Origin of the sequence: Trinickia terrae, from assembly GCF_005144415.1 — a bacterium.
In the GTDB taxonomy this organism is placed as follows: domain Bacteria; phylum Pseudomonadota; class Gammaproteobacteria; order Burkholderiales; family Burkholderiaceae; genus Trinickia_A; species Trinickia_A terrae.
The window spans coordinates 495,899-516,012 of record NZ_SWJE01000008.1 but is presented as its reverse complement, the minus strand read 5'-3'; the positions used below and the strand labels follow the sequence as shown (position 1 = coordinate 516,012).

Here is a 20,114-nt window from a genome sequence, read left to right as displayed (position 1 = left end):
AAGATTTCAACAATCGATAACCTGCGTTTATATGCGGCCGATGCGCTGCTATGCCTCGGCCCACGTATGAAAGAGTTCGAGAAAATGCCGCGCGGGCGCGCTCAAGGGCCGATCGCGCCGCACGAGGCTGCCGTACGACGGCAGCTTATGCCCCAGCGTGTAGTCGATCACCGCGACGAGCCCATGCTCCGCATTGCGCTGCGCGACCGTCGCGGGAATCACACCGAGCATCTGCGACCTGCCGGCGAGGTTCATCGTCGTCAGGATCGAGCCCGTTTCGATGAGCCCGCGCGGCATCGGCTGGTGATGCTCGCGGAATACGCGCTCGACGACCTCACGCGCCGGGCTGCCCGCCGGCTGGACGATCCACGGATAGTCGAGCAGCGCCGCGAACTCGACCCGCCGCGCCTGCGCGAGCGGATGGCCGCAGCCCGCCACGATGGCGAGCGCTTCGTCGTCGACCGAGCGGAACTCGTACTCGCCGCTGCCGCCGCCCGCATGCCGCCCGATCACCACTTCGAGCACGCCCTCGTGCAGCTGCGGCATCAGCCGGTCGCTCGTGTCGACGGCGATCTCGATCGCCAATAGCGGGAAGCGCGCCTTCAACTGCAAGAGCGCCTCCGTGAGCCGCCCCGGCGACGCCGCCATGATGCTGCCGATCGCGAGCCGCCCCGCGCTGCCGAACGTCAGCTCCGCGAGCTCGCGGTTGAGCGCCTCCATGCTGCCGCGAATCCCGCGGAAGTAGTCGAGCACGCGCTCGCCCGCCGGATTCAGATGCAGCCGGCGCCCCGCCCGCTCGAAGAGCGGCTGCCCGAGCGCGTCTTCGAGCTCGCGCAGCATCTTGGTCGCCGCGGGCTGCGTCAGGCCCATCTGCTCGGCGGCCGCGCGCAGCGTCGTGCATTCCTCCACCGCGAGCAGCAGCGCGATTTGCCGCATCCGGATGCGGTTGAGCAGTTGCGGCGTCGAGTCGCGTTTGTCGATTGAGCCCACGCTGATTACCTGTAGTTATCGATTTATCAGGAGTTTTCAATTTACCGGCACCCCGCGTCTACCTAGCATGAACCCCGAGTCACGAGAGACCGGGCTTCGGCCGCAACCGCACCAGTTCAGTTGGAGACAACGTATGACTGCAACCTCCGCCCCGCCCGTCGTCGCGCTGACGCTCGGCGATCCGGCCGGCATCGGCCCCGAGCTGATCGCACGGCTGCTTGCCCGGCCGGATGCGATCGAGCGCGCCAACATCGTGCTGGTCGGCGATCCCTGGCTCTGGGAAGACGGGCAGCGGGTCGCCGGGTTGCGCATCGACGCCGAGCCGGTCGCGTCGCTGGCGCAGGTGCGCGGCCGCGCATCGGTCGAGCGGCCGGCGTTCGTCGCCGTGGACACGATCACCAGCGAGCAGGTCGCACGCGGCAAGGCCGGCCCTGCGGGCGGCCGCTCGGTGCTGCAAGTGCTCGACCGCTGCATGGACGCGACGCTCGCGGGCGATGTCGACGCGATCTGCTTCGCGCCGCTCAACAAGCACGCGATGAAGCTCGGCGGCCTGAAGCATGAGGACGAGCTGCATCACTTCGCCGAATACCTCGGCGTGAAAGGCTATTTCTGCGAATTCAACACGCTCGGCGAGCTGTGGACCGCGCGCATCTCGTCGCACGTTCCGCTCAAGGATGCAGTGGACTACTTGAGCGTCGAGCGCATCACGCAGGCCGCCGAGCTGATCTACGAGTCGCTGCTCGCCAACGGCGTCGCCGCGCCGAAAGTCGCGATCGCCGCCTTCAATCCGCACGGCGGCGACGGCGGCATGTGCGGCCGCGAGGAAGTCGATGTGATCGCCCCCGCGGTGCGGGCGCTGCAAGCGCGCGACTGGCCGACCGACGCACCGTTCCACGGCCCCTTCCCCGCCGACACGATCTTCCTGAAGGCCCAGGCGGGCGACTATCAGGCGATCGTCACGATGTACCACGACCAGGGGCAGATCGCGATCAAGCTGCTCGGCTTCTCGCGCGGCGTGACGGTGCAAGGCGGCCTGCCCGTGCCGATCACGACGCCCGCGCACGGCACCGCCTACGACATCGCCGGCCTCGGCCGCGCGGACGCCGGCGCGACCTGGCAGGCGTTCCAGATCGCCTGCCGGATGGGCACGGCGCGCCGCCGCGACCTCGCTATTGCACGTATCAACAACGAATCGACAGAGACATCCGCATGAAAATCAAATCCGTACGCGCACGCGTATTCCAGTGGAAAGGCAAGACCGTGCCGCCGCAAGGCAACTTCTGCAGCAACGCCATGGACCTGCTCTACGCGCCGCAGGAAACGATGAGCACGTTCCGCTTCCATTCGTGGACGGTGGTCGAAGTCGAGACCGACGACGGCATCGTCGGCCTCGGCAACGTCGCGCTCGCGCCGCAGGTCGCGAAGCTCATCGTCGACCAGTACCTCGCGCCGCTCGTCACCGGCCAGGACCCATGGGACTACGAGTACCTGAGCCAACGCATGTACCGCGCGACGCACGCGTGGGGACGCAAGGGCATCGGCATGGCGGCGATCTCCGCCGTCGACATCGCCATCTGGGACGTGCTCGGCAAGAGCGTCGGCAAGCCCGTCTTCAAGCTGCTCGGCGGACGCACCAAGGAGCGCATCCCCTGCTACTACTCGAAGCTCTATCGCACCGATCTGAAGGAGATGCAGGCCGAGGCGCAGCGCTATCTCGACCAGGGCTTTCGCGCGTTCAAGATGCGCTTCGGCTATGGCCCGGCGAACGGGCAGCAGGGCGTCGTCGAGAACCTGAAGTCGGTGGAGGCGATCCGCGAAGTGATCGGCTACGACAACGACCTGATGCTCGAGTGCTACATGGGCTGGAACCTCGAGTACGCGAAGCGAATGCTGCCGAAGCTCGAGAAATACCAGCCGCGCTGGCTCGAAGAGCCCGTGATCGCCGACGACATCGACGGCTACGCCGAGCTGAACCGCCTGACCAGCATCCCCATCTCCGGCGGCGAGCACGAGTTCACGCTGTACGGCTTCAAGCAGTTGCTGGACCGCAAGGCGGTGTCGGTCGTGCAGTACGACACGAACCGCGTCGGCGGCATCACGATGGCGCACAAGATCAACGCGCTCTGCGAGGCCTATAGCGTGCCCGTGATTCCGCACGCGGGGCAGATGCACAACTACCATCTGACGATGAGCACGCTCGCCTCGCCGATGAGCGAGTACTTCCCGATGTTCGACGTCGAAGTCGGCAACGAGCTGTTCTATTACATCTTCGACGGCGAACCCGTCGCCGAGAACGGCTTCCTGCAATTGCGCGACGACGCGCCCGGCCTCGGCCTGACGCTGAAGACGGAGTTCCTCGATCAGTTCGACATCGTGGAGTGATTCATGAAAGCGCGTTTTCAAGGGGTGTTTCCGGTCGCGCCGACGGTCTTCCGCGAGGACGGCACACTCGATCTCGACGGCCAGCGCCGCGCGCTCGATTTCATGATCGACGCCGGCTCGCACGGCATCTGCGTGCTCGCGAACTACTCGGAGCAGTTCGCGCTCGCCGACGACGAGCGCGACCTCCTCACGCGCACCGCGATCGAGCACGTCGCGGGCCGCGTGCCCATGATCGTCACGACGTCGCACTTCAGCGCGCGGATCTGCGCCGAGCGCAACCGGCGCGCGCAGGCGCTGGGCGCGTCGATGGCGATGGTCATGCCGCCCTATCACGGCGCGACGTTCCGCGTGCCGGAGGAAGCCATGGAGCGGTTCTTCCGCGAGGTATCGGCGGGGCTGTCGATTCCGCTGATGATCCAGGACGCGCCCGCGAGCGGCACGACGCTTTCCGCCGCGTTCCTCGCGCGGCTCGCGCGCGAGATCGAGGCGGTGTCGTACTTCAAGATCGAGACGCCGGGCGCGGCGGCGAAGCTGCGCGAGCTGATCCGGCTCGGCGGCGATGCGATCGAAGGGCCGTGGGACGGCGAGGAAGGCATCACGCTGCTCGCCGATCTCGACGCGGGCGCGCAAGGCTCGATGGCAGGCGGCGGCTTCGCGGACGGCATCCGCCAGATCACGGACCCCTACTTCGCGGGACGGCGCGACGAAGCGTGCGCCGCCTACGCGCGGTGGCTGCCGCTCATCAACTACGAGAACCGGCAGGCCGGCTTTCTGGCCGCGAAGGCGCTGATGAAGGCAGGCGGCGTGATCGCCTGCGACCGGCCGCGCGCGCCGTGGCCCGAGCTGCATCCGGCCACGCGCGAAGGGCTGCTCGACGCGGCGCGGCGGCTCGATCCGCTGGTGTTGCGGTGGGGGCGTTAAGACCGGTTCACGCCGACAATGCCAGCGAGCAGGCACTGAATGCATGAAAGGCGCGCGGCCGACAAGAAGCCGCGCCCGAAGTCCTACGACAGCTTTGACAGGAGACGGACAGCATGGACACTCTCGATTCGGCGGCGCCGGCCGTCCCTCAACGCCGTTGGCTGCGCGTCGTGCCGCCTTTGCTGATGGCCTGCATCATTTCCTACATGGACCGCGTGAACATCGCGTTCGCGCTGCCGGGCGGCATGAGCGCGGACCTCGGCATCGGCGCGGGCATGGTCGGGCTCGCGGCAGGCATCTTCTTCTTTGGCTACCTGTTCCTGCAGATTCCCGGAGGCCGGCTCGCGGCGCGCGGCGGCGGCAAGAAGTTCATCGCGTATTCGCTTGCGAGCTGGGCCGTGCTGTCGGTGCTCACCGGCCTCGTCACCCAGCCGTGGCAGTTGCTCGTGCTGCGCTTCCTGCTCGGCGTCGCCGAGGGCGGCATGCTGCCGGTCGTGCTGACGATGGTCGGCAACTGGTTCCCCGACCGCGAGCGCGGACGCGCCAATGCGATGGTGATCCTGTTCGTGCCGCTCGCCGGCATGGTGACGGCCCCGCTCTCCGGCTTCATCCTCGCTGCCTACGACTGGCGGCATCTGTTCTTTGCGTCGGGGCTGCTGTCGGCGCTGTTCGTGCTCGCCTGGTGGCGCTTCGCCGACGACAGTCCGCAGGCCGCGCGCTGGGTGTCGCCGCAAGAGAAGGCGTACATTCTCGATGCGCTGCGCGCCGAACGCGACGCCGCGCGCCATGCCGGGCCGGCCGCCGCGTCGCTTGGCGCGCTCCTGCGCGACGGCACCGTGTGGCTGCTCATCGCGATCAATTTCTGCTACCAGGCCGGCATCTACGGCTATACGTTGTGGCTGCCCACGCTGCTCAAGAACCTCACGCACGGCGGCATGGGACAGGTCGGGATGCTCGCGATCCTGCCGTATGTCGGCACGATGGCCGGCATGATCGCGACCGCGTGGCTGTCGGACCGCACCGGCAAGCGCCGCGTCTTCATCGTGATTCCGCTCCTGGGCTTCGCCGCGTGCCTGTTCCTGTCGGTGCGCTTCGAGACGTCGATGCTCGCGTCGTACGCGTTCCTCGTCGGCAGCGGCGTGTTCCTGCAGGCGGCGGCCGGCGTGTTCTGGGCGATTCCGCCGAAGCTGTGCAGCGTCGAGACGGCTGGCAACGCGCGCGGCCTCATCAACGCGCTCGGCAATCTCGGCGGCTTTTGCGGACCGTATGCGGTCGGCGTGCTGACCCAGCATGCGAGCGCGGCCACCGGCGTGTACAGCCTCGCCGGCGTGCTCGCGGTGGCCGGACTGCTCGCGCTGACGCTGCCCGCGCGATGCGAAGGCCCGGCCGCCGGGCAAACGGAACGGCAGGACGGCAGCGCTGCCCCTTCCCCGGGGCGGCGCGCCGTGCATTGAATCAACGGATATAACGGAGAGAACCGCTCATGAACGACATCCTGCTGCTCGTGCAGAAGTGCGCGCATACCTTCAGCTTCTACGATCTGGAATCGAAGGCCGCGCTCGCGCACATCGTGCTGCCGAACTTCCCGCACGAGTTCGCGGTGGATGCGCACCGCCGCTTTGCCTATGTCGGCATTTTCGGCATCGAGACCGCGTGGTCGCGCGGGCACCAGGGCGACCACCGGATCGCGGTGATCGACCTGCACGAACGCACGCATGCACGCACGCTCGATCTGTGGCCCTACTACCGGCCGCACGGCATGGCGACCGATGCCGAAGGCCGGCTCTATGCGATGAGCGAGGCGGACAACCTGCTGCTCGTGTTCGATCACCCGACGCGGCAGGACGTGCCGAACATGGCCATCCCGTCGGGCGGCATCAAGACCCATCTCGTGACGCTCACGCGCGACGCGCGCACCGCGTACGGCGTGCACCTGCTGTCGAATACGGTGACGAAGTTCCATCCGCGCGACGCGACCGTGCCTGCGCTCGCGGTGATGCCGGGGCCGCGCCCCGAGGGCAACGCGCTGTCGAGCGACGAGCGCACGCTCTACGTCGCCAATCGCGGCGACGACACGCTCGTTGCGATCGATACGGCCACGATGGCCTGCGGACGCCGCGTGAAGACCCGCAGCGACCCGAACCGGATCTACCGTACCCAATCCGTCGACGGCCGCGACCTGCTGCTGCTCACGAACTCGGGGGAGCAATCGATATCGGTGTTCGATGCCGCGCATCTCGAAGAGGTCGAACGCGTCGCGCTGCCGGCCAATCCGACCGCGCTGTCGTTCCATCCGGCGAGGCGCTCGGCGTTCGTGTCGTTCCAGGACGACTTCGTGCGCGAGCTCGATCTCGACAGCCTGAAATTCGTCAGCGAACTGCGCACGCTGCGCGAGCCGGATGCCTCGTATGTGCTCGCCAATCCGGGCTGATCGCGCAGTGCCGGACGAGCCAAGGATGCCCGAGGCGGTCGTCGATGCGCATCATCATCTGTGGCTGCTGTCGTCGTCGGGAATCCGCTATCCGTGGCTGCAGGACGACTATGATCCCGAGCGTTTCATGCTCGGTCCGTACGCGCCGCTGTGCGCGGATTTCGGCGTTCCCGACTATCGGCGCGCAGCGCGTGGCGTGCCTGTCGTCGCCAGCGTTCATATCGAGGCGGAATGCGCGCGCTCGCAGGCGCTCGCGGAGACCGAGTGGCTGCATGCCGTCGCAGCTCGGCACAGCCTGCCGTCGGCCGTCGTGGCGTGGGCCGATCTGCTGGCCGGCGACGCGTCCGAGCAACTTGCCGAGCAGGCCGCCTGGCCGCTCGTGCGCGGCATCCGCTTCAAGCCGCGCACGGCCGCGCGCGCCGGCGAATCGCTGCCGGACGGCCCCGGCACCTTGCGCGATCCGCGGTGGGGCGATGCGCTGGCGCGGCTCGCTTCGCATGGGCTGGCATGGGATCTGCGCGTGCCGTTCTGGCATCTCGAAGAGGCGGCGGCGCTGCTTTGCAACGCGCCGGGCGTGACAGTCGTGCTCGAGCACGCAGGGCTGCCGTGGGATCGTTCGGAACAAGGTCTGGCCCAATGGCGGCGAGGGATGGCGGCGCTGGCGGAAAACCCGCGCGTGTTCGTCAAGCTCTCCGAGTTCGGGCTGCGCGACAGCGCATGGGACGACGCCCGGAACACGCGCATCATCCGCGATGCGCTTGCGATCTTCGGCTGGCAGCGTTGCATGTTCGCGAGCAATTTCCCGGTGGCGGGGCTGCGGGTAGCCTATCCGGCGTTGATCCGGCTGTTCGCCGAGGCGCTTGCCGGCCTCGACGACATCGCGGCTCGCGCCGTGTGGCACGACAACGCGATGCGCGTGTACCGCATCGAGGCGCGCAGCGGTTAACCCGCCGGCGCGTTCAACGCGGCGATCTGCTCGGCGACCTGCCTTAGCCGCTCGCGCAGCTCGGCGGGCTCCAGCGCGCGCTTGCCGCTCGCGGCCCAGCCCTCGTAATCGATCGAGATCCGCTTTTCGTCCCACACCGCCTGCGCGAGCCGCGGCAAGAGCGGGGCGGCGGCGGGACGCTTGTACCAGTCCACCGGATCGACAAAGAGACGCGAGCCGATGCGCGACGCATGACCGGCAGAGCGTTTTCGATGGTGTCCCACACGATGTCGAGATCCACCTTGCTTTCCTATCGCGCCAGCTTTCCGGCGCCAAGGTTGCCAAGCAGCGGCAGGACGCCACCCGTCCCTATCACCTCAGGCAAATGGCCGTCCCACTTGGCGACAGCCTGTTGCTGAATGATCTCGGGCGTTATCGTCTCCTGCAGCAGCTTTTGCGCTTCCGCCTGCGCATGCGCCTCGACAATCTTCTGCTCGGCAACGACCTTTGCCTGCTGAAGTTCGTATTGCGCCTGTTGGGCACGCTGCTGAGCGACCTGTTTCTGCTCGATCGCTCGCGCGTATTCCGCGCTGAAGTGGAAATCAGTGATGTTGACCGAATCGACCACGAGCCGGTATGGCTTGAGTTCGCTGGTGATCTGCGCCTCGATCTCCCCCCGCACCTGGTCGCGGTGCGTAATCAAATCCTCGGCGTTGTAGTGTGCAGTAACGGCTTTCACCGAGTTACTGATTGCGGGCTTGATGATCTTGTCCACCAAGGCCGCTTCGTTGCCGATATGTTGATAGACCCACTCGGCGTCGGGAGGCAGGATGTGCCAATTCGTGGCCACGGTCGTCGTCACGTCTTGCAGATCAAGACTGGCGGCAGTTTCCGCAGCTTGGGAATTCTGCACCTGAACATCCATCCTCGCGACCGACTGTGCAAATGGGATCTTGAGGTGCAAGCCAGGATCGAGTACGCCAGACCGAACGGCCCCCCAAGTCATGAGCACACCGCGTTGGCCTGGGCCGACGGTCACGAACCCGCCGGTGATGAGTGTGAAAACCAGAAAAACGGCAATGGCGATGCCAGCAATTCGAGGCTTGTTTTGTACCTTCACTTGTATGTTCATTATTGTTTTCTCTATTTTGAGGTATTGGAAACGGCTACGAATCGTTGTTGAACAAAAAGAAAGTTCCATTGTGCCCGCTCTGAGCCAGCCCATCGGCTTTTCCGTTGTGTCCACCTCTACGCTTCGCCGGAATCGTTAAGACTTACACGAAGCGCGTTACGACTGCTTTTCGATTTTGCTACGTCGCGGTGATCTGGATGGTCATCGCTTCCGCGTTCTGTTCCGGGAGTTCGAGCCGGGTGATCTCGATGTCGACCGTCGGCAGTTGAGCAGTCAGTTTCGCTTTGCCCATGTTCTACCTCGTACGGATGCGGCGGTCCGCAACGATGGCTCGTTGCAAGCACGTAAGCACGTGAACGGTACGACCGCCAATCCAACATACCCCAAAAATATCACCCCGTCGCGACGGGTTTCCCCCTCTGCTCCGTTCAAGAGTCAGGCAAACCGCCCTTTGCTGACAGCGCTGTAAGCCAATACGGCCGTCCGCTTAACGAACCCGTCCCCTGCGCGTTCATTTTCATGTCATGACCACTCAAATCCTCGTCGTCGACGACGACTTCGAACTTCGCGAACTGCTGAGCGACTTTCTCCGCCGCGAAGGAATCGATGTCTCCGTGCTGCATGGCGCCAACACGCTCACACACCGCCTGGAGCTCGAGCGCCCCGACCTGATCGTCCTCGACCAGTTGATGCCCGACGGCGACGGCCTGACCGCGCTCGGCAAGCTGCGCGCCGCCGGCGACGACATTCCGGTGATCATGCTGACCGCGCGCACCGACGACATCGACCGCATCATCGGCCTCGAAATGGGCGCCGACGACTACCTCGGCAAGCCGTTCAACCCGCGCGAGCTGCTCGCGCGCGTGCGAGCGATCCTGCGGCGGCGCGGTGCGGCATCGGCGATCGCCGCCGCGCCGGAGCTGCGCGAGCCCTATTCGTTCGGCCGCTTCACGCTCGATTTCCAGGCGCGCACGCTGATGCTGGACGGCGAAACGCTCGCGCTATCGGGCAGCGATTTCGCGCTGTTGAAGATTTTCGTCAATCACCCGATGCGCACGCTTACGCGAGAGCGGCTGCTGGAATTGCTGCACGGTCCGCAATACGACGGCACCGATCGCGGCATCGACGTGCAGGTCTGGCGCCTGCGCCGCGTGCTGGAGACCAATCCGTCCTCGCCGCGCTTCATTCAGACCGTGCGCAGCCGTGGCTATGTGTTCGTGCCGGACGGCGATCGGATCGCGAAGCCGCATTGAATCCCATCACGAGACGCCATCGCTTTGGCCGGCGGCTTCGCGCGCCGCCTCATCGAGAGCCCAGTCGCGGAACAGTTGCATCGCCGGTGTCACGCGCCGCGATTTCAGCCAAGTGAGCCAATAGCTGCCCGTCTTCACCGATGTCTCGAACGGGCAAGCCAGGAGCCCCGTCTGCAGTTCGCGCACGAACATGCGCGGCGGCGCGAATTGCCGTCAGCGCTTTGTGTTGAACCCATACGACTCGAGAAGCTCGACACCCAACCGCGTCACCTCCGGCTCCGTCTCACAACGCGCCGAGACGTCCTTGGCATAAGCCTTGAAGCTCGGCAGCTCTGTCAGGACCGCGGAATCGTCCCCGGTCAGGTTCACGAAGACATGGACAAACTCGAGGCCGCTCCTGAACAGCGCATAGACGACGTTCTCGGGCTTCGCCTCCCGCAGCTCGGCGAACACGGTGCGCGAAAGCGCCTCGTTCTCGGCGGCGCATTCCGGCTTCACCGCATAGCGGACAAAAGTTACGCGTTGCATGACGTTCTCCATTCGATGGTACCGGCACCGGGGGGTGTCGATACCGCGAAAGACGATGCGAACGCGTCAAAGGATTCCGGGTAAATTTATTTTTTTATGGGCGAATCCTTTTCGCTGCCGGAAACGTCTACCGGCATTGGTTCGACCGCTTTGCATGGGATCGGAGTTGGCGCTGAAGCGCCAACTCCGATCGACAGACGACAAGGAGACTTCCGCCGTGGATTCCGATGGATTGGCACGCTTGATGAGCGACCTGCGCCCGCGGCTGCACCGCTACTGCACGCGCATGGTCGGCTCGGCCTTCGACGGGGAGGACGTGGTTCAGGATGCGCTCGCCAACGCGATCCAGGCCTTTCCCGCCGCCGGCGAGATCCAGCATCCGGAAAGCTGGCTGCTGCGCATCGCCCACAACGCCGCGCTCGACGCCCTGCGCCGCCGCAAGCGGCAGGGCTACGCCGAATCCGGCGACGACGTGCTGTCGAATCTGCCCGATCACGGCGCGCAGGCCGACGAGCGGGTCGCGGCGGCGGCGAGCCTCGCGAACTTCCTGCATCTGTCGACGATCCAGCGCTCGACCGTCGTGCTCGCGGATGTCCTTGGCTACTCGCTGGCGGAAACGGCGGAGATGCTCGGCGTCAGCCTTGCCGCCGTGAAATCGGCGCTGCATCGCGGCCGCGCTCGGCTGCAGGAACTCGCCGCCGCGCCGGACGACGCCCGGCCGACCCTTACCGGGGAAGATCGCGAACGCCTGAATGCCTACGCCGGACACTTCAACGCGCGCGACTTCGATGCGCTGCGCGACATGCTCTCCGCGGAAGTGCGGCTCGATCTCGTCAACCGGGTGCGTCTTGCCGGACGAAAAGACGTATCGGTCTACTTCACGCGCTACGAACAAAACCCCGCTTGCCGGGTCAGGCTCGGTCAGGCGGAGGGACGTCTCGTGCTGCTCGCGAGCGATCCGGGCGTGTCCACGGCCGATGTCGCCTACGTGATCCTGCTCGACTGGGCGGAAGACCGCCTCGCCGCCATCCGCGATTTCCGCTACGCGCCCTATGTGATGGACAGTCTCGCCGTGCAAAGCGTATGAAGTGAAATCAGAACGAAAGCCTTGAAAAATCCTGGGCGCGATGTGTCGATTTCCCGCGCGCTCGTTCGTCGTTGGATAAAGCAGCCCAACCGACCACTCAGAGGTGCCCCGTCATGACGCTCAAGCTCTACGCCCACCCGTTTTCCGCATACTGCCAAAAGGTCCTGATCGCGCTCTACGAAAACGGCACGCCGTTCGAATGGAGACAGCTCTCGCCCGACAACCCGCAAATCATGGAGGAGTTCGCGGCGCTGTGGCCGATCAAGCGCTTCCCCGTGCTCGTCGACGAAGGCCGGACGATCCAGGAGTCGACCATCATCATCGAATATCTCGCCTTGCACTATCCCGGGCCCGTTTCGCTGCTGCCCGCCGATCCGCGCGCGGCGCTCGAAGTCCGCCTGATGGACCGCTTCTTCGACAACTACGTTTCGACGTCGCAGCAAAAGATCGTGTTCGACGCCCTGCGCCCGGAGGCCGAGCGCGACGCGCGCGGCTGCGCCGACGCGCGCGCGATGCTCGACACCGCCTATGCATGGCTCGACAAAACCATGGCCGGGCGCGAATGGGCCGCCGGCGAGCGCTTCAGCCTCGCCGATTGCGCCGCCGCGCCGTCGCTGTTCTACGCGGACTGGACGCATCGCATCGACGCCGCGTTCACGCATGTCATCGCGTACCGGCAGCGGCTCTTGAAACGGCCGTCGTTCGCACGCGCCGTCGACGAAGCCCGTCCGTTTCGCCCGTGGTTTCCGCTTGGCGCGCCCGATCGCGATTGAGCCTCTGATCGACGTCGCTTCATCTTCGACCGTATAGGAGCCAGACGATGACATCCGCTTCAACCCTTATCCCCGCCGCCGAACTCGTCAAGCGCAACCGCATGACGCTCCCTAACGAAAGCAACGAGTACCGCCACGCGCGCAATGCGCTGCTCGCCGCAGAGATCGAACTGCGCCGCCATATCGAGCGCGTCGCCGAGATGCGCCGCGCGCTGCCGCCGGGCGGCGCGGTGACGGGCGACTACCGCTTCCAGGGCGAACACGGCCCGCTCGATTTCGCCGGCCTGTTCGGCGACAAAGCGACACTCGTCGTCTACAGCTACATGTTCGGCCCGCAGCGCGAGCGTCCGTGTCCGATGTGCACGTCGCTCCTCTCCGCATGGAATGGCGAGGCGCGCGACATCGGCCAGCGCATTGCGCTCGCCGTGGTGGCGCGCTCGCCGATCGAGAAGCTCGCCGCCTTCAAGAAGGAACGCGGATGGCGCGACCTCAAGCTGTACTCCGACGTCAACGGCCGCTACAGCCGCGACTATCACGCCATCACCAAGGACGGCGGCGACGATCCGGCGCTCAACGTCTTCACGCGGCGCGACGGCACGATCCGTCACTTCTGGAGCGGGGAGATGGGTTTCGAAACGGCGGACCCCGGCCAGGACCCCCGCGGCGCGCCTGACCTGATGCCGCTCTGGACTGTGCTCGACATGACGCCCGAAGGCCGCGGCACGGACTGGTATCCGAAACTCGACTATCCGGAATGAAGCTCTCTCGCCGCGCGGGGGCCGCGCATCAATCCGTCTCGTCGACGAGCACGTCCTGAGGCGCAGGAACCCGCCCGGGCAACACGAGCGGTTCCGGCATGCCGATGCCATACCCCTGCGCATAGTCGACGTCCATCTCGCTCAGGCACTCGATGATCGCGTCGTTCTCGACGAACTCCGCGATCGTCTGCTTGCCCGTCGCGTGGGCGACTTGATTGATCGACTGCACGATCGCGCGATCGAGCGCGCTGTTGACGATGCCGCGAATGAAGCTGCCGTCGATCTTCAGGTAATCGACGTTCAGGTGCTTCAGGTAATTGAACGACGACATGCCCGCGCCGAAATCGTCGAGCGCGAAGCGGCACCCCAGCTCGCGCAGGCTGCCGATCAGCGCCACGCCCTTCTGCAGGTTCGTGATCGCGGCGGTCTCGGTGATCTCGAAGCACACCTTGCCGAACGAGATGCCGTGCCGTTTCTGCGCTTGAACGATGTAGTCGAGCAGACGCTCGTCGCCAAGCGACGCGCCCGACAGATTGATCGACCACGTATCGACCTCGTCCTTGCCGGCGGCGATCGCGGAGAATGCGCGCGCGATGACCCAGCGGTCGATCGCCGGCATCAGGTTGAAGCGTTCGGCCGCGCCGATGAAGAACGACGGCGGCACGATGGCGCCCGTCTCGTCCTTCATGCGCAGCAGCAGCTCGACGTGCATGCCGCGTTTTGCGCGGCCCGGCCCGCCGCGCGGCAAAGGCACGATCCTTTGCGCGTAGAGACAGAAGCGATCCTGATCGAGCGCCGCCTTGACGCGCGAGACCCACTCCATCTGCGTGTGCGTCGCCGACAATTCCTGGTCGTCGAAACGGAAGTGATGCACGCGATTGCGGCCCTTCTCCTTCGCCATATAGCAGGCAACGTCGGCCGCCTTCATCACTTCCTTCGACGACGTCAGGTTCGCCCCGACCCCCACCACGCCGATGCTCACGCCCGTCGTCAGCACGCGCTCCGTCCACGGCAGATGAATGTTCGCGACGGCCTGGCGCAGCGTGTCCGCGATCTGCAGCGCGTTCGCGATCATGCAGTGCGGCAGCACGATGCCGAACTCGTCGCCGCCGAGGCGCGCGAGGATGTCGCTCGAACGCAGGCACGAGCGCAGCGTCGCCGCGACGTGCTTGATGAGCTCGTCGCCCGCCGCATGCCCGCAGGTGTCGTTGACGACCTTGAACTGGTCGAGATCGAGGAACATCACCGCATGCTCGGCATGGCCACCCGAGCACGACGGTTCGAGCAAGCGGGCGAGCCGCCGCTCGAACTCGCGGCGATTGAGGAGATCGGTCAGCTCGTCGTGCGTCGCCTGATACGCGAGCTCGGCGGCGTGCTTGCGCTCGGCGCTGACGTCGTGCAGCACCATCACCGTGCCCAGCGCGTTGCCTTCGGCGTCGCGCATCGTCGCCACCGAGTAGTCGACCGCGAGCCGCTGGCCGTCGGGACGGACGATGCAGAGATTGCGCGGCAACCCGGTATCGGGCGCGTCTTCCTGCTGCCGCAGATAGTCGATGCCGGTCGGGTTGCGCTCGCCCGTCGCGCCGTCGAAAAGCACGCAGACCGAGTCGAACGTCTTCATCCACATGTCCGCCGCGGTGCGGCCGAGCATGCGTTCGGCGACCTGGTTGCAATAGGTGACGCGACCCTGGTCGTCGGTCCTGACGACCGCATCGCCGATCGACGCCAGCGTGACCTCGGCGAGCTCCCGCTCGCTTTGGGCGTCGGCCTCGGCGCGCCTGCGATCGGAGACGTCGAAGAGACACCCCACCATCCGCACCGCCCGGCCTTCCTCGTTGCGAATGGCCTTGCCGCGCGAGCGGCACCACATGTAGTCGCCCTTGCCCATCTTGACGCGGTACTCGACGTCGTAGACCGCGTCCCTCACCAGATGGTCGCGCATCGCCTGCTGCACGCGTTCGCGGTCCTCGGGATGCACGAGCGAGGTGAAGGCCGACGAATGGATGGACAGGTCCGCGGCGCTGTAGCCAAGCTGCGCGTAGAGCCAGCGAGAGTAATAGATGAGATCGCGTTCGACATCCCAGTCCCACAGCCCCGCGTTGATCCCTTCGAAGCCGAGGTTCAGGCGCTCCTCGCTCTGCCGCAACTGCGCGTTCAGCCGCTCGCCGCGCGAGAACGAACGCCAGATGAACGTCGTGAAGACGCCGAGCAGGAGGAGCGCCGACGTGGTGAGCGTGAGGATCAGCGCGTCGCGCGTTTGATCGGCGACTTCGTCGAGCGAGCGCGAGAAGCCGTCTTCGATGGGGGCGAGATGGTCGTCGATGCTCCGCAGCTCGGAAACGAGCCGGAACGCGGCCTTATCGGTGGCTTTTCCTGCTTTTACCAGCGCGTGAAGCTGACGGCCGATCTCGTCGAGCCTCAACAGATAAATATCGCCGACATCCCAGTAGCCGGCCGCGCGGTGGAACCACGGCGTGTTCCTGAAGTTGCGATAGAGCCAGATCATGCCGTCGATGTCTTCCAGCGCGATCTTCCCGTTGAGGAACGCGTTCACGATGACATCGTGATCCGGGCTCGCCTTGTTCATTTCGAGCTTGGCGGCACGGTCGGCGAGCGGCACGGCGAGGTGCGCCTGGAACTCCTGATAGTCCGCTTCGGCGCCGGTGCTCGCGAAGCGCTCGAGCGCATGCACGGCATCCTTCTGGCCCTTGGACCAATTGCTCTCGCCCGCCACGTAGGCCAGGAAAATCGACATCACCGCGATGGAGAGCGAGGCGAACACCGTGATCACGATGGCGACGAGCCATAGCGGAACGAGCGCGGCGGCAGTGCGCCGCGCGCCTGCGGCGCGGGTTTCGCTGCTGGTCGACCCTGGATCTCTCAGTCTCATGGCTGTTCGAGCGCCTTTATCGACGACTGTTTGGTGAGAGGCGTAAACGGGATTACGACGCAGCGGCGGGGGACTTGATTAGGGGTTTCCCGTTATGAACGCGGAGGGGTAGCGGAGCGGCGGGGCTTGCGTTTCCCTTGCGCCGCCTGCCCCTCGAGCCGCTGCCGCGCCACCGCGCGCACCGCCTCGATCAGCGTGCGCGCGACCGGCGACGGCTCCGAATCGGTGCGCCTGATGAGCCCCACCGGCTCTTCGGTCCCCGCATAGGGCAGCGGCAGACGGATCAGCGCGCCGCCGTCGAGATCGCGCTCGACCGCCGACAGCGGCACGAACCAGACCGCGTCGTTTTCCAGCGCCAGCGCGCGCCCCACCGACACCGACAGCACCTCGACAAACGACGCCAGCGGCGCCACGCCGCTCATCGTCAGCAGGCTTTCCGCGGACTGCCGGATCAGCGTGCCGAACGGCGGCAGCACGACGGGAAACCGCTCGCCGAACGCGGCCGGCAACGCAGCAAGCGGTCCCGCACCGGCCGCCAGCGGATGCCCCGCACGGACCACGACGGCCAGCGGCTCGTTGAACAGCTGTTCGAAATTCAAGCCGATCATCTTCTCCGGGTCCGCCAGCCGGCCGATCGCGAACTCGATCGTCCCGGCTTTCAGCCGCTCGAGCAGCTCCACATTCGACGACGTGACGAGCCGCACGACCACCTGCGGCCAGTCCTTGGCGAAGCGCGAGAGCACCGGCGGCACGAGGGCGGGCGCGACGGTCGGCAGCATCCCGACTTCGAGCGAAGCCGGCGCGCCGCCGCCCTCGCGCGCGAGCAGGTCGACGCCCAGGCGCAGCGCGCTCACGCAGGCGCTCGCGTGCGGCACGAAAAGCTGCCCCTCGCGCGTGATCGCCGCGCCGTGGCGGCCGCGCTCGAAGAGCTTCACGCCGAGGATCTCCTCGAGCTCAGCGACCGTCTTCGACACGGCCGGCTGAGTGATCGACAGGCTCTGAGCCGCCTTCTGCACGCCGCCGAACTGCGCGACGGCCAGGAAGCACTGGAGATGGCGGAATTTGACGCGGCTGTCCGCGAGATGACGTTGCATAACGAACCGTTATACGAATCACGAAAAAAGGTCATTTTGCATAACTTTCCGCTTTATATAAAGTCCTGTACACGACGCCGCGCCGCAGTGGCAAAACACCGCACCGGCGGCCTCCCAACACCCCACAATGTGAAGGAGACATCCCGATGGAAAGTCCCATCATCCTGACCGACCGCGATTTCCCGTCGCATCCGGCCTACATCCACCCGCCCTACCGCTCCTCGGTCAAGCGCGGCCCGACGCTGCCGCTGATTCCGCTCAAGGAGAAGCTGCGTGACCAGCACGCGCCCGTCTACGGCGCCGACGACCTCGGCAAGCTCGACAACGACCTCACGCGCAACGCCGTGAAGAACGGCGAGCCGCTCGGCGAGCGCATCATCGTCGAGGGCCGCGTGCTCGACGAAGGCGGCCGTCCGGTGCGCAACACGCTCGTGGAGATCTGGCAGGCGAACGCCGCCGGGCGCTATGTCCACAAGGTCGACCAGCACGACGCGCCGCTCGACCCGAACTTCCTCGGCGCGGGCCGCACGATCACCGACAACGAAGGCCGCTACCGCTTCCTGACGATCAAGCCCGGCGCCTACCCGTGGGGCAACCATCCGAACGCCTGGCGCCCGCAGCACATCCACTTCTCGCTGTTCGGCGAATACTTCGGCTCGCGGCTCGTCACGCAGATGTATTTCCCGGGCGACCCGCTGCTCGCCTACGACCCGATTTTCCAGGGCACGCCAAGCCAAGCGCGCGACCGCCTGATCTCGCGCTTCTCGATCGACCGCACCGAAGACAGCTACGCGCTCGCCTACGAGTTCGACATCGTGCTGCGCGGCCGCAACGAAACGCCGATGGAGCGCTAAGCCATGACCCAGACACTCAAGCAAACCCCATCGCAAACGGTCGGGCCGTACTTCGCTTACGGCCTCGTCCCGCAGCAATACAACTTCGATCTGAAGAGCCTGTTCACGCCGGTGCTCGCCGGACCCGAAACGCCGGGCGAGCACATCACGATCATCGGGCAGGTGTTCGACGGCGAAGGCAATCCCGTCACCGATGCGCTGATCGAAGTGACGCAAGCAGATGGCTCCGGGCGGTATCCGGCGTCGCGCGACGAGATCGCGGCCACGGGTTTCCGGGGCTTCGGCCGCGTGGGCACGGGCACCGATGCGCAGCATCGCTTCGTGATCGAGACGGTCAAGCCGGGCAAGACCGCCGACGGCAGCGCCCCGCACGTGAACGTGACGGTGCTGATGCGCGGCATGCTGCTGCATGCGTTCACGCGCCTCTACTTCGAGGATGAAGCCGCGGCGAACGCCACGGACCCGGTGCTCGAAGCCGTGCCCGCGGCGCGCCGCGCAACCTTGATCGCCAAGCGCGATCAGCAGGCGGGCAAGACCGTGTATCGCTTCGACATCCGCATGCAGGGCGAAGGCGAGACGGTGTTCTTCGACGTGTAAGGTCTCGCGCACCGCACGCAAGCGAAAAGTTGTCAGGGCCGGCTCGATGCCGGCCCGTTTTTTTACGGCCAGTGCTTGCGGGAAACGACGGCGAAGCTCACCGCGATCGCGCCTGTCCGCACGCGCGCATCCTCTGATGAGGATGCCGTGGCGGCAAAGCGTGGACGACGAGGGCGGGGCTCTCGTCCGGCGACAGGATCCGGCGCAGGCTCGGGGCTGCCACCAGCGGCATCTCCGTGGCCTGCTCGGCGGGGCTGATCTATAGCGCTTCTGGAGGACATGGGGGAGTCGCGTGCCGAAGAACATGCCCGTATTGAACGCTCCGATCATCGATTAGTAAAATGAATGATTCGATCGATACGATAACGGCACGGAATGGAAATCAAGCTACTGAAGACATTCTTGACGGTTGTCGAGCTGCGTCATTTCGGGCGCGCGGCCGACGCACTGCACATGAGCCAGCCCGCGTTGAGCAAGCAGATCGGCGCGCTCGAGGCGAGCCTGGGTGGGAAGCTGTTCGAACGGGGCCGGCACGGCGCGGCGCTTACGCGGTTCGGGGAGATGTTCCTGCCCGATGCGCAGGCGCTCGTCTACGACGCGGACGAAATTCTCGCGCGTGCACGGGAGGCCAGCGGCGGCAGACGCGGCCATTTGCGGATCGGCATCTGCCTGTCCGTGCTGACGTTCGCGCCACAAATCATTGCCCGCTTCCGTCAGCAATATCCGGGCATTGCCGTCTCATTGAGCGATCTGTCTTCCTCCGAGCAAACCCGCCGCCTTCTGGCGGGCAAGCTGGATGCGGGCTTCATGCGGATGCCCGCGGCCAGCGGCCTCTCGTCGCTCGGCGTGATCGACGAAAAGCTGGCGCTGGCGCTACCGCCGAACCTCGCGCGCGTGCGCCTTCCCGCGGACTTCGGCAAACTGAACGAAATCGGTTTCGTGGCCTTGCGGCGCGCGCGCGGACCGGGGCTCGCCGCTCAAATCGACGGTTGGTGCCGTGAACACGGCTTCGTGCCCAACGTGACGCAACAGGCTGACGATGTGCAGTCGGTGTTGGCGTCGGTTGCTGCCGGAGCCGGTGTCGCGTTCATTCCCTCGCAGGCGGAACATCTGCTTCGGGATGCTGCCGTCTTGCCGCTTCGCGGGAAGCATGCGAAGTGGCGCGTCGGGCTCGTATGGACGGGAGCGCAACGGAATCCGGTTACGGCGCAGTTTGTGGCGTTCGTGCGCGCTGCATTGAAAGAGGGCTGATTCGGCTTTTTGGCGTCGACCGTTGGTTCTTCATTCCCACCAAGACTGCCAGAGCGCGTGCAGCAGCCCCATCCGCCTTACCCCCAATTTTCCTCTTCGCCATATAAGAGGCTATACAAACATGCAAGATAAAAATGGATTTCCATAGGCAAAAATTTAAAATATCGAATATTACTACCCCTTCCAAAATCCACGCACATCACTTTATTGAGGCGTATAAAAAGCATTCACCCATGCAAGCAAATTTA

At 65.7% G+C, this 20,114-nt stretch carries 20 protein-coding genes; 13 read left to right on the top strand and 7 right to left on the bottom strand.

Annotation, left to right across the window (positions count from 1 at the left end; all coding sequences use genetic code 11):
• Positions 1 to 48: 48 nt before the first annotated feature.
• Complete coding sequence (locus tag FAZ69_RS17425) at positions 49 to 990, bottom strand: LysR family transcriptional regulator (protein WP_136896296.1); 942 nt, start codon at positions 988 to 990, stop codon at positions 49 to 51.
• Positions 991 to 1,123: 133 nt separating this feature from the next.
• Between FAZ69_RS17425 and FAZ69_RS17420 the strand changes: the two genes are divergently transcribed.
• The 6 genes from FAZ69_RS17420 to FAZ69_RS17395 all read left to right on the top strand — a co-directional run bounded on the left by FAZ69_RS17420 (position 1,124) and on the right by FAZ69_RS17395 (position 7,670).
• On the top strand, positions 1,124 to 2,203 hold the full coding sequence (locus FAZ69_RS17420) for a 4-hydroxythreonine-4-phosphate dehydrogenase PdxA (protein ID WP_136896295.1): 1,080 nt from the start codon (positions 1,124 to 1,126) through the stop codon (positions 2,201 to 2,203).
• Positions 2,200 to 3,372: an L-rhamnonate dehydratase gene (locus FAZ69_RS17415; RefSeq protein WP_136896294.1), complete on the top strand. Its 1,173-nt coding sequence runs from the start codon at positions 2,200 to 2,202 to the stop codon at positions 3,370 to 3,372. Before FAZ69_RS17420 ends, FAZ69_RS17415 begins: the two co-directional genes overlap by 4 nt.
• 3 nt (positions 3,373 to 3,375) lie before the next feature.
• Complete coding sequence (locus tag FAZ69_RS17410) at positions 3,376 to 4,293, top strand: dihydrodipicolinate synthase family protein (protein WP_136896293.1); 918 nt, start codon at positions 3,376 to 3,378, stop codon at positions 4,291 to 4,293.
• Positions 4,294 to 4,406: 113 nt separating this feature from the next.
• Positions 4,407 to 5,747: an MFS transporter gene (locus FAZ69_RS17405; RefSeq protein ID WP_136896292.1), complete on the top strand. Its 1,341-nt coding sequence runs from the start codon at positions 4,407 to 4,409 to the stop codon at positions 5,745 to 5,747.
• Positions 5,748 to 5,776: 29 nt separating this feature from the next.
• On the top strand, positions 5,777 to 6,724 hold the full coding sequence (locus FAZ69_RS17400; protein ID WP_136896291.1) for a YncE family protein: 948 nt from the start codon (positions 5,777 to 5,779) through the stop codon (positions 6,722 to 6,724).
• Positions 6,702 to 7,670, top strand: coding sequence for an amidohydrolase family protein (locus FAZ69_RS17395; RefSeq protein WP_136896290.1), 969 nt, complete (start codon positions 6,702 to 6,704; stop codon positions 7,668 to 7,670). The genes FAZ69_RS17400 and FAZ69_RS17395 overlap by 23 nt, the downstream gene beginning before the upstream one ends.
• On the opposite strand, the gene FAZ69_RS17390 is transcribed toward FAZ69_RS17395, so the two are convergent.
• A complete protein-coding gene (locus FAZ69_RS17390; protein ID WP_136896289.1) occupies positions 7,667 to 7,933 on the bottom strand; it encodes a hypothetical protein in 267 nt (88 codons plus the stop codon). The two genes, FAZ69_RS17395 and FAZ69_RS17390, sit on opposite strands and share 4 nt — an antisense overlap.
• 26 nt (positions 7,934 to 7,959) lie before the next feature.
• Complete coding sequence (locus FAZ69_RS17385) at positions 7,960 to 8,874, bottom strand: prohibitin family protein (RefSeq protein WP_136896288.1); 915 nt, start codon at positions 8,872 to 8,874, stop codon at positions 7,960 to 7,962.
• 431 nt (positions 8,875 to 9,305) lie between these two features.
• Between FAZ69_RS17385 and FAZ69_RS17380 the strand changes: the two genes are divergently transcribed.
• Positions 9,306 to 10,034 (top strand): response regulator, encoded by a 729-nt coding sequence (locus FAZ69_RS17380; RefSeq protein WP_136896287.1) that lies wholly within the window; start codon positions 9,306 to 9,308, stop codon positions 10,032 to 10,034.
• A gap of 6 nt (positions 10,035 to 10,040) precedes the next feature.
• On the opposite strand, the gene FAZ69_RS17375 is transcribed toward FAZ69_RS17380, so the two are convergent.
• Positions 10,041 to 10,226, bottom strand: coding sequence for a type 2 periplasmic-binding domain-containing protein (locus tag FAZ69_RS17375; protein WP_136896286.1), 186 nt, complete (start codon positions 10,224 to 10,226; stop codon positions 10,041 to 10,043).
• A 21-nt stretch (positions 10,227 to 10,247) separates the two neighbouring features.
• A complete protein-coding gene (locus tag FAZ69_RS17370) occupies positions 10,248 to 10,562 on the bottom strand; it encodes a hypothetical protein (RefSeq protein WP_136896285.1) in 315 nt (104 codons plus the stop codon).
• Positions 10,563 to 10,806: 244 nt separating this feature from the next.
• Here FAZ69_RS17370 and FAZ69_RS17365 point away from each other — a divergent pair, with 244 nt between their 5' ends.
• The 3 genes from FAZ69_RS17365 (at position 10,807) to FAZ69_RS17355 (ending at position 13,180) form a co-directional block, all read left to right on the top strand.
• Positions 10,807 to 11,649: a sigma-70 family RNA polymerase sigma factor gene (locus FAZ69_RS17365; RefSeq protein WP_240702284.1), complete on the top strand. Its 843-nt coding sequence runs from the start codon at positions 10,807 to 10,809 to the stop codon at positions 11,647 to 11,649.
• 113 nt (positions 11,650 to 11,762) lie between these two features.
• Positions 11,763 to 12,422, top strand: coding sequence for a glutathione S-transferase family protein (locus FAZ69_RS17360; protein WP_136896283.1), 660 nt, complete (start codon positions 11,763 to 11,765; stop codon positions 12,420 to 12,422).
• A gap of 47 nt (positions 12,423 to 12,469) precedes the next feature.
• A complete protein-coding gene (locus tag FAZ69_RS17355) occupies positions 12,470 to 13,180 on the top strand; it encodes a DUF899 family protein (RefSeq protein WP_136896282.1) in 711 nt (236 codons plus the stop codon).
• 28 nt (positions 13,181 to 13,208) lie between these two features.
• On the opposite strand, the gene FAZ69_RS17350 is transcribed toward FAZ69_RS17355, so the two are convergent.
• A complete protein-coding gene (locus FAZ69_RS17350) occupies positions 13,209 to 16,070 on the bottom strand; it encodes an EAL domain-containing protein (RefSeq protein ID WP_136896281.1) in 2,862 nt (953 codons plus the stop codon).
• A gap of 92 nt (positions 16,071 to 16,162) precedes the next feature.
• Positions 16,163 to 17,164, bottom strand: a complete 1,002-nt coding sequence (pcaQ, locus tag FAZ69_RS17345) for a pca operon transcription factor PcaQ (RefSeq protein ID WP_136896280.1) — start codon at positions 17,162 to 17,164, stop codon at positions 16,163 to 16,165.
• 146 nt (positions 17,165 to 17,310) lie between these two features.
• Here pcaQ and pcaH point away from each other — a divergent pair, with 146 nt between their 5' ends.
• From pcaH to FAZ69_RS17330, 3 genes are all read left to right on the top strand, one after another.
• Complete coding sequence (pcaH, locus tag FAZ69_RS17340; RefSeq protein WP_136896279.1) at positions 17,311 to 18,018, top strand: protocatechuate 3,4-dioxygenase subunit beta; 708 nt, start codon at positions 17,311 to 17,313, stop codon at positions 18,016 to 18,018.
• A 3-nt stretch (positions 18,019 to 18,021) separates the two neighbouring features.
• Positions 18,022 to 18,615, top strand: coding sequence for a protocatechuate 3,4-dioxygenase subunit alpha (gene pcaG, locus FAZ69_RS17335; protein WP_136896278.1), 594 nt, complete (start codon positions 18,022 to 18,024; stop codon positions 18,613 to 18,615).
• Positions 18,616 to 18,990: 375 nt separating this feature from the next.
• A complete protein-coding gene (locus FAZ69_RS17330; protein ID WP_136896277.1) occupies positions 18,991 to 19,866 on the top strand; it encodes a LysR family transcriptional regulator in 876 nt (291 codons plus the stop codon).
• Positions 19,867 to 20,114: the final 248 nt, after the last annotated feature.

Excerpts from the sequence above, each read along its gene's own strand:
- FAZ69_RS17420 (WP_136896295.1), top strand. The coding sequence starts at position 1,124 with ATGACTGCAACCTCCGCCCCGCCCGTCGTCGCGCTGACGCTCGGCGAT.
- FAZ69_RS17415 (WP_136896294.1), top strand. The coding sequence starts at position 2,200 with ATGAAAATCAAATCCGTACGCGCACGCGTATTCCAGTGGAAAGGCAAG.
- FAZ69_RS17410 (WP_136896293.1), top strand. The coding sequence starts at position 3,376 with ATGAAAGCGCGTTTTCAAGGGGTGTTTCCGGTCGCGCCGACGGTCTTC.
- FAZ69_RS17405 (WP_136896292.1), top strand. The coding sequence starts at position 4,407 with ATGGACACTCTCGATTCGGCGGCGCCGGCCGTCCCTCAACGCCGTTGG.
- FAZ69_RS17400 (WP_136896291.1), top strand. The coding sequence starts at position 5,777 with ATGAACGACATCCTGCTGCTCGTGCAGAAGTGCGCGCATACCTTCAGC.
- FAZ69_RS17395 (WP_136896290.1), top strand. The coding sequence starts at position 6,702 with ATGTGCTCGCCAATCCGGGCTGATCGCGCAGTGCCGGACGAGCCAAGG.
- FAZ69_RS17385 (WP_136896288.1), bottom strand. The coding sequence starts at position 8,874 with ATGGGCTGGCTCAGAGCGGGCACAATGGAACTTTCTTTTTGTTCAACA.
- FAZ69_RS17380 (WP_136896287.1), top strand. The coding sequence starts at position 9,306 with ATGACCACTCAAATCCTCGTCGTCGACGACGACTTCGAACTTCGCGAA.
- FAZ69_RS17375 (WP_136896286.1), bottom strand. The coding sequence starts at position 10,226 with ATGTTCGTGCGCGAACTGCAGACGGGGCTCCTGGCTTGCCCGTTCGAG.
- FAZ69_RS17370 (WP_136896285.1), bottom strand. The coding sequence starts at position 10,562 with ATGCAACGCGTAACTTTTGTCCGCTATGCGGTGAAGCCGGAATGCGCC.
- FAZ69_RS17365 (WP_240702284.1), top strand. The coding sequence starts at position 10,807 with ATGAGCGACCTGCGCCCGCGGCTGCACCGCTACTGCACGCGCATGGTC.
- FAZ69_RS17360 (WP_136896283.1), top strand. The coding sequence starts at position 11,763 with ATGACGCTCAAGCTCTACGCCCACCCGTTTTCCGCATACTGCCAAAAG.
- FAZ69_RS17355 (WP_136896282.1), top strand. The coding sequence starts at position 12,470 with ATGACATCCGCTTCAACCCTTATCCCCGCCGCCGAACTCGTCAAGCGC.
- FAZ69_RS17350 (WP_136896281.1), bottom strand. The coding sequence starts at position 16,070 with ATGAGACTGAGAGATCCAGGGTCGACCAGCAGCGAAACCCGCGCCGCA.
- pcaQ (WP_136896280.1), bottom strand. The coding sequence starts at position 17,164 with ATGCAACGTCATCTCGCGGACAGCCGCGTCAAATTCCGCCATCTCCAG.
- pcaH (WP_136896279.1), top strand. The coding sequence starts at position 17,311 with ATGGAAAGTCCCATCATCCTGACCGACCGCGATTTCCCGTCGCATCCG.
- pcaG (WP_136896278.1), top strand. The coding sequence starts at position 18,022 with ATGACCCAGACACTCAAGCAAACCCCATCGCAAACGGTCGGGCCGTAC.
- FAZ69_RS17330 (WP_136896277.1), top strand. The coding sequence starts at position 18,991 with ATGGAAATCAAGCTACTGAAGACATTCTTGACGGTTGTCGAGCTGCGT.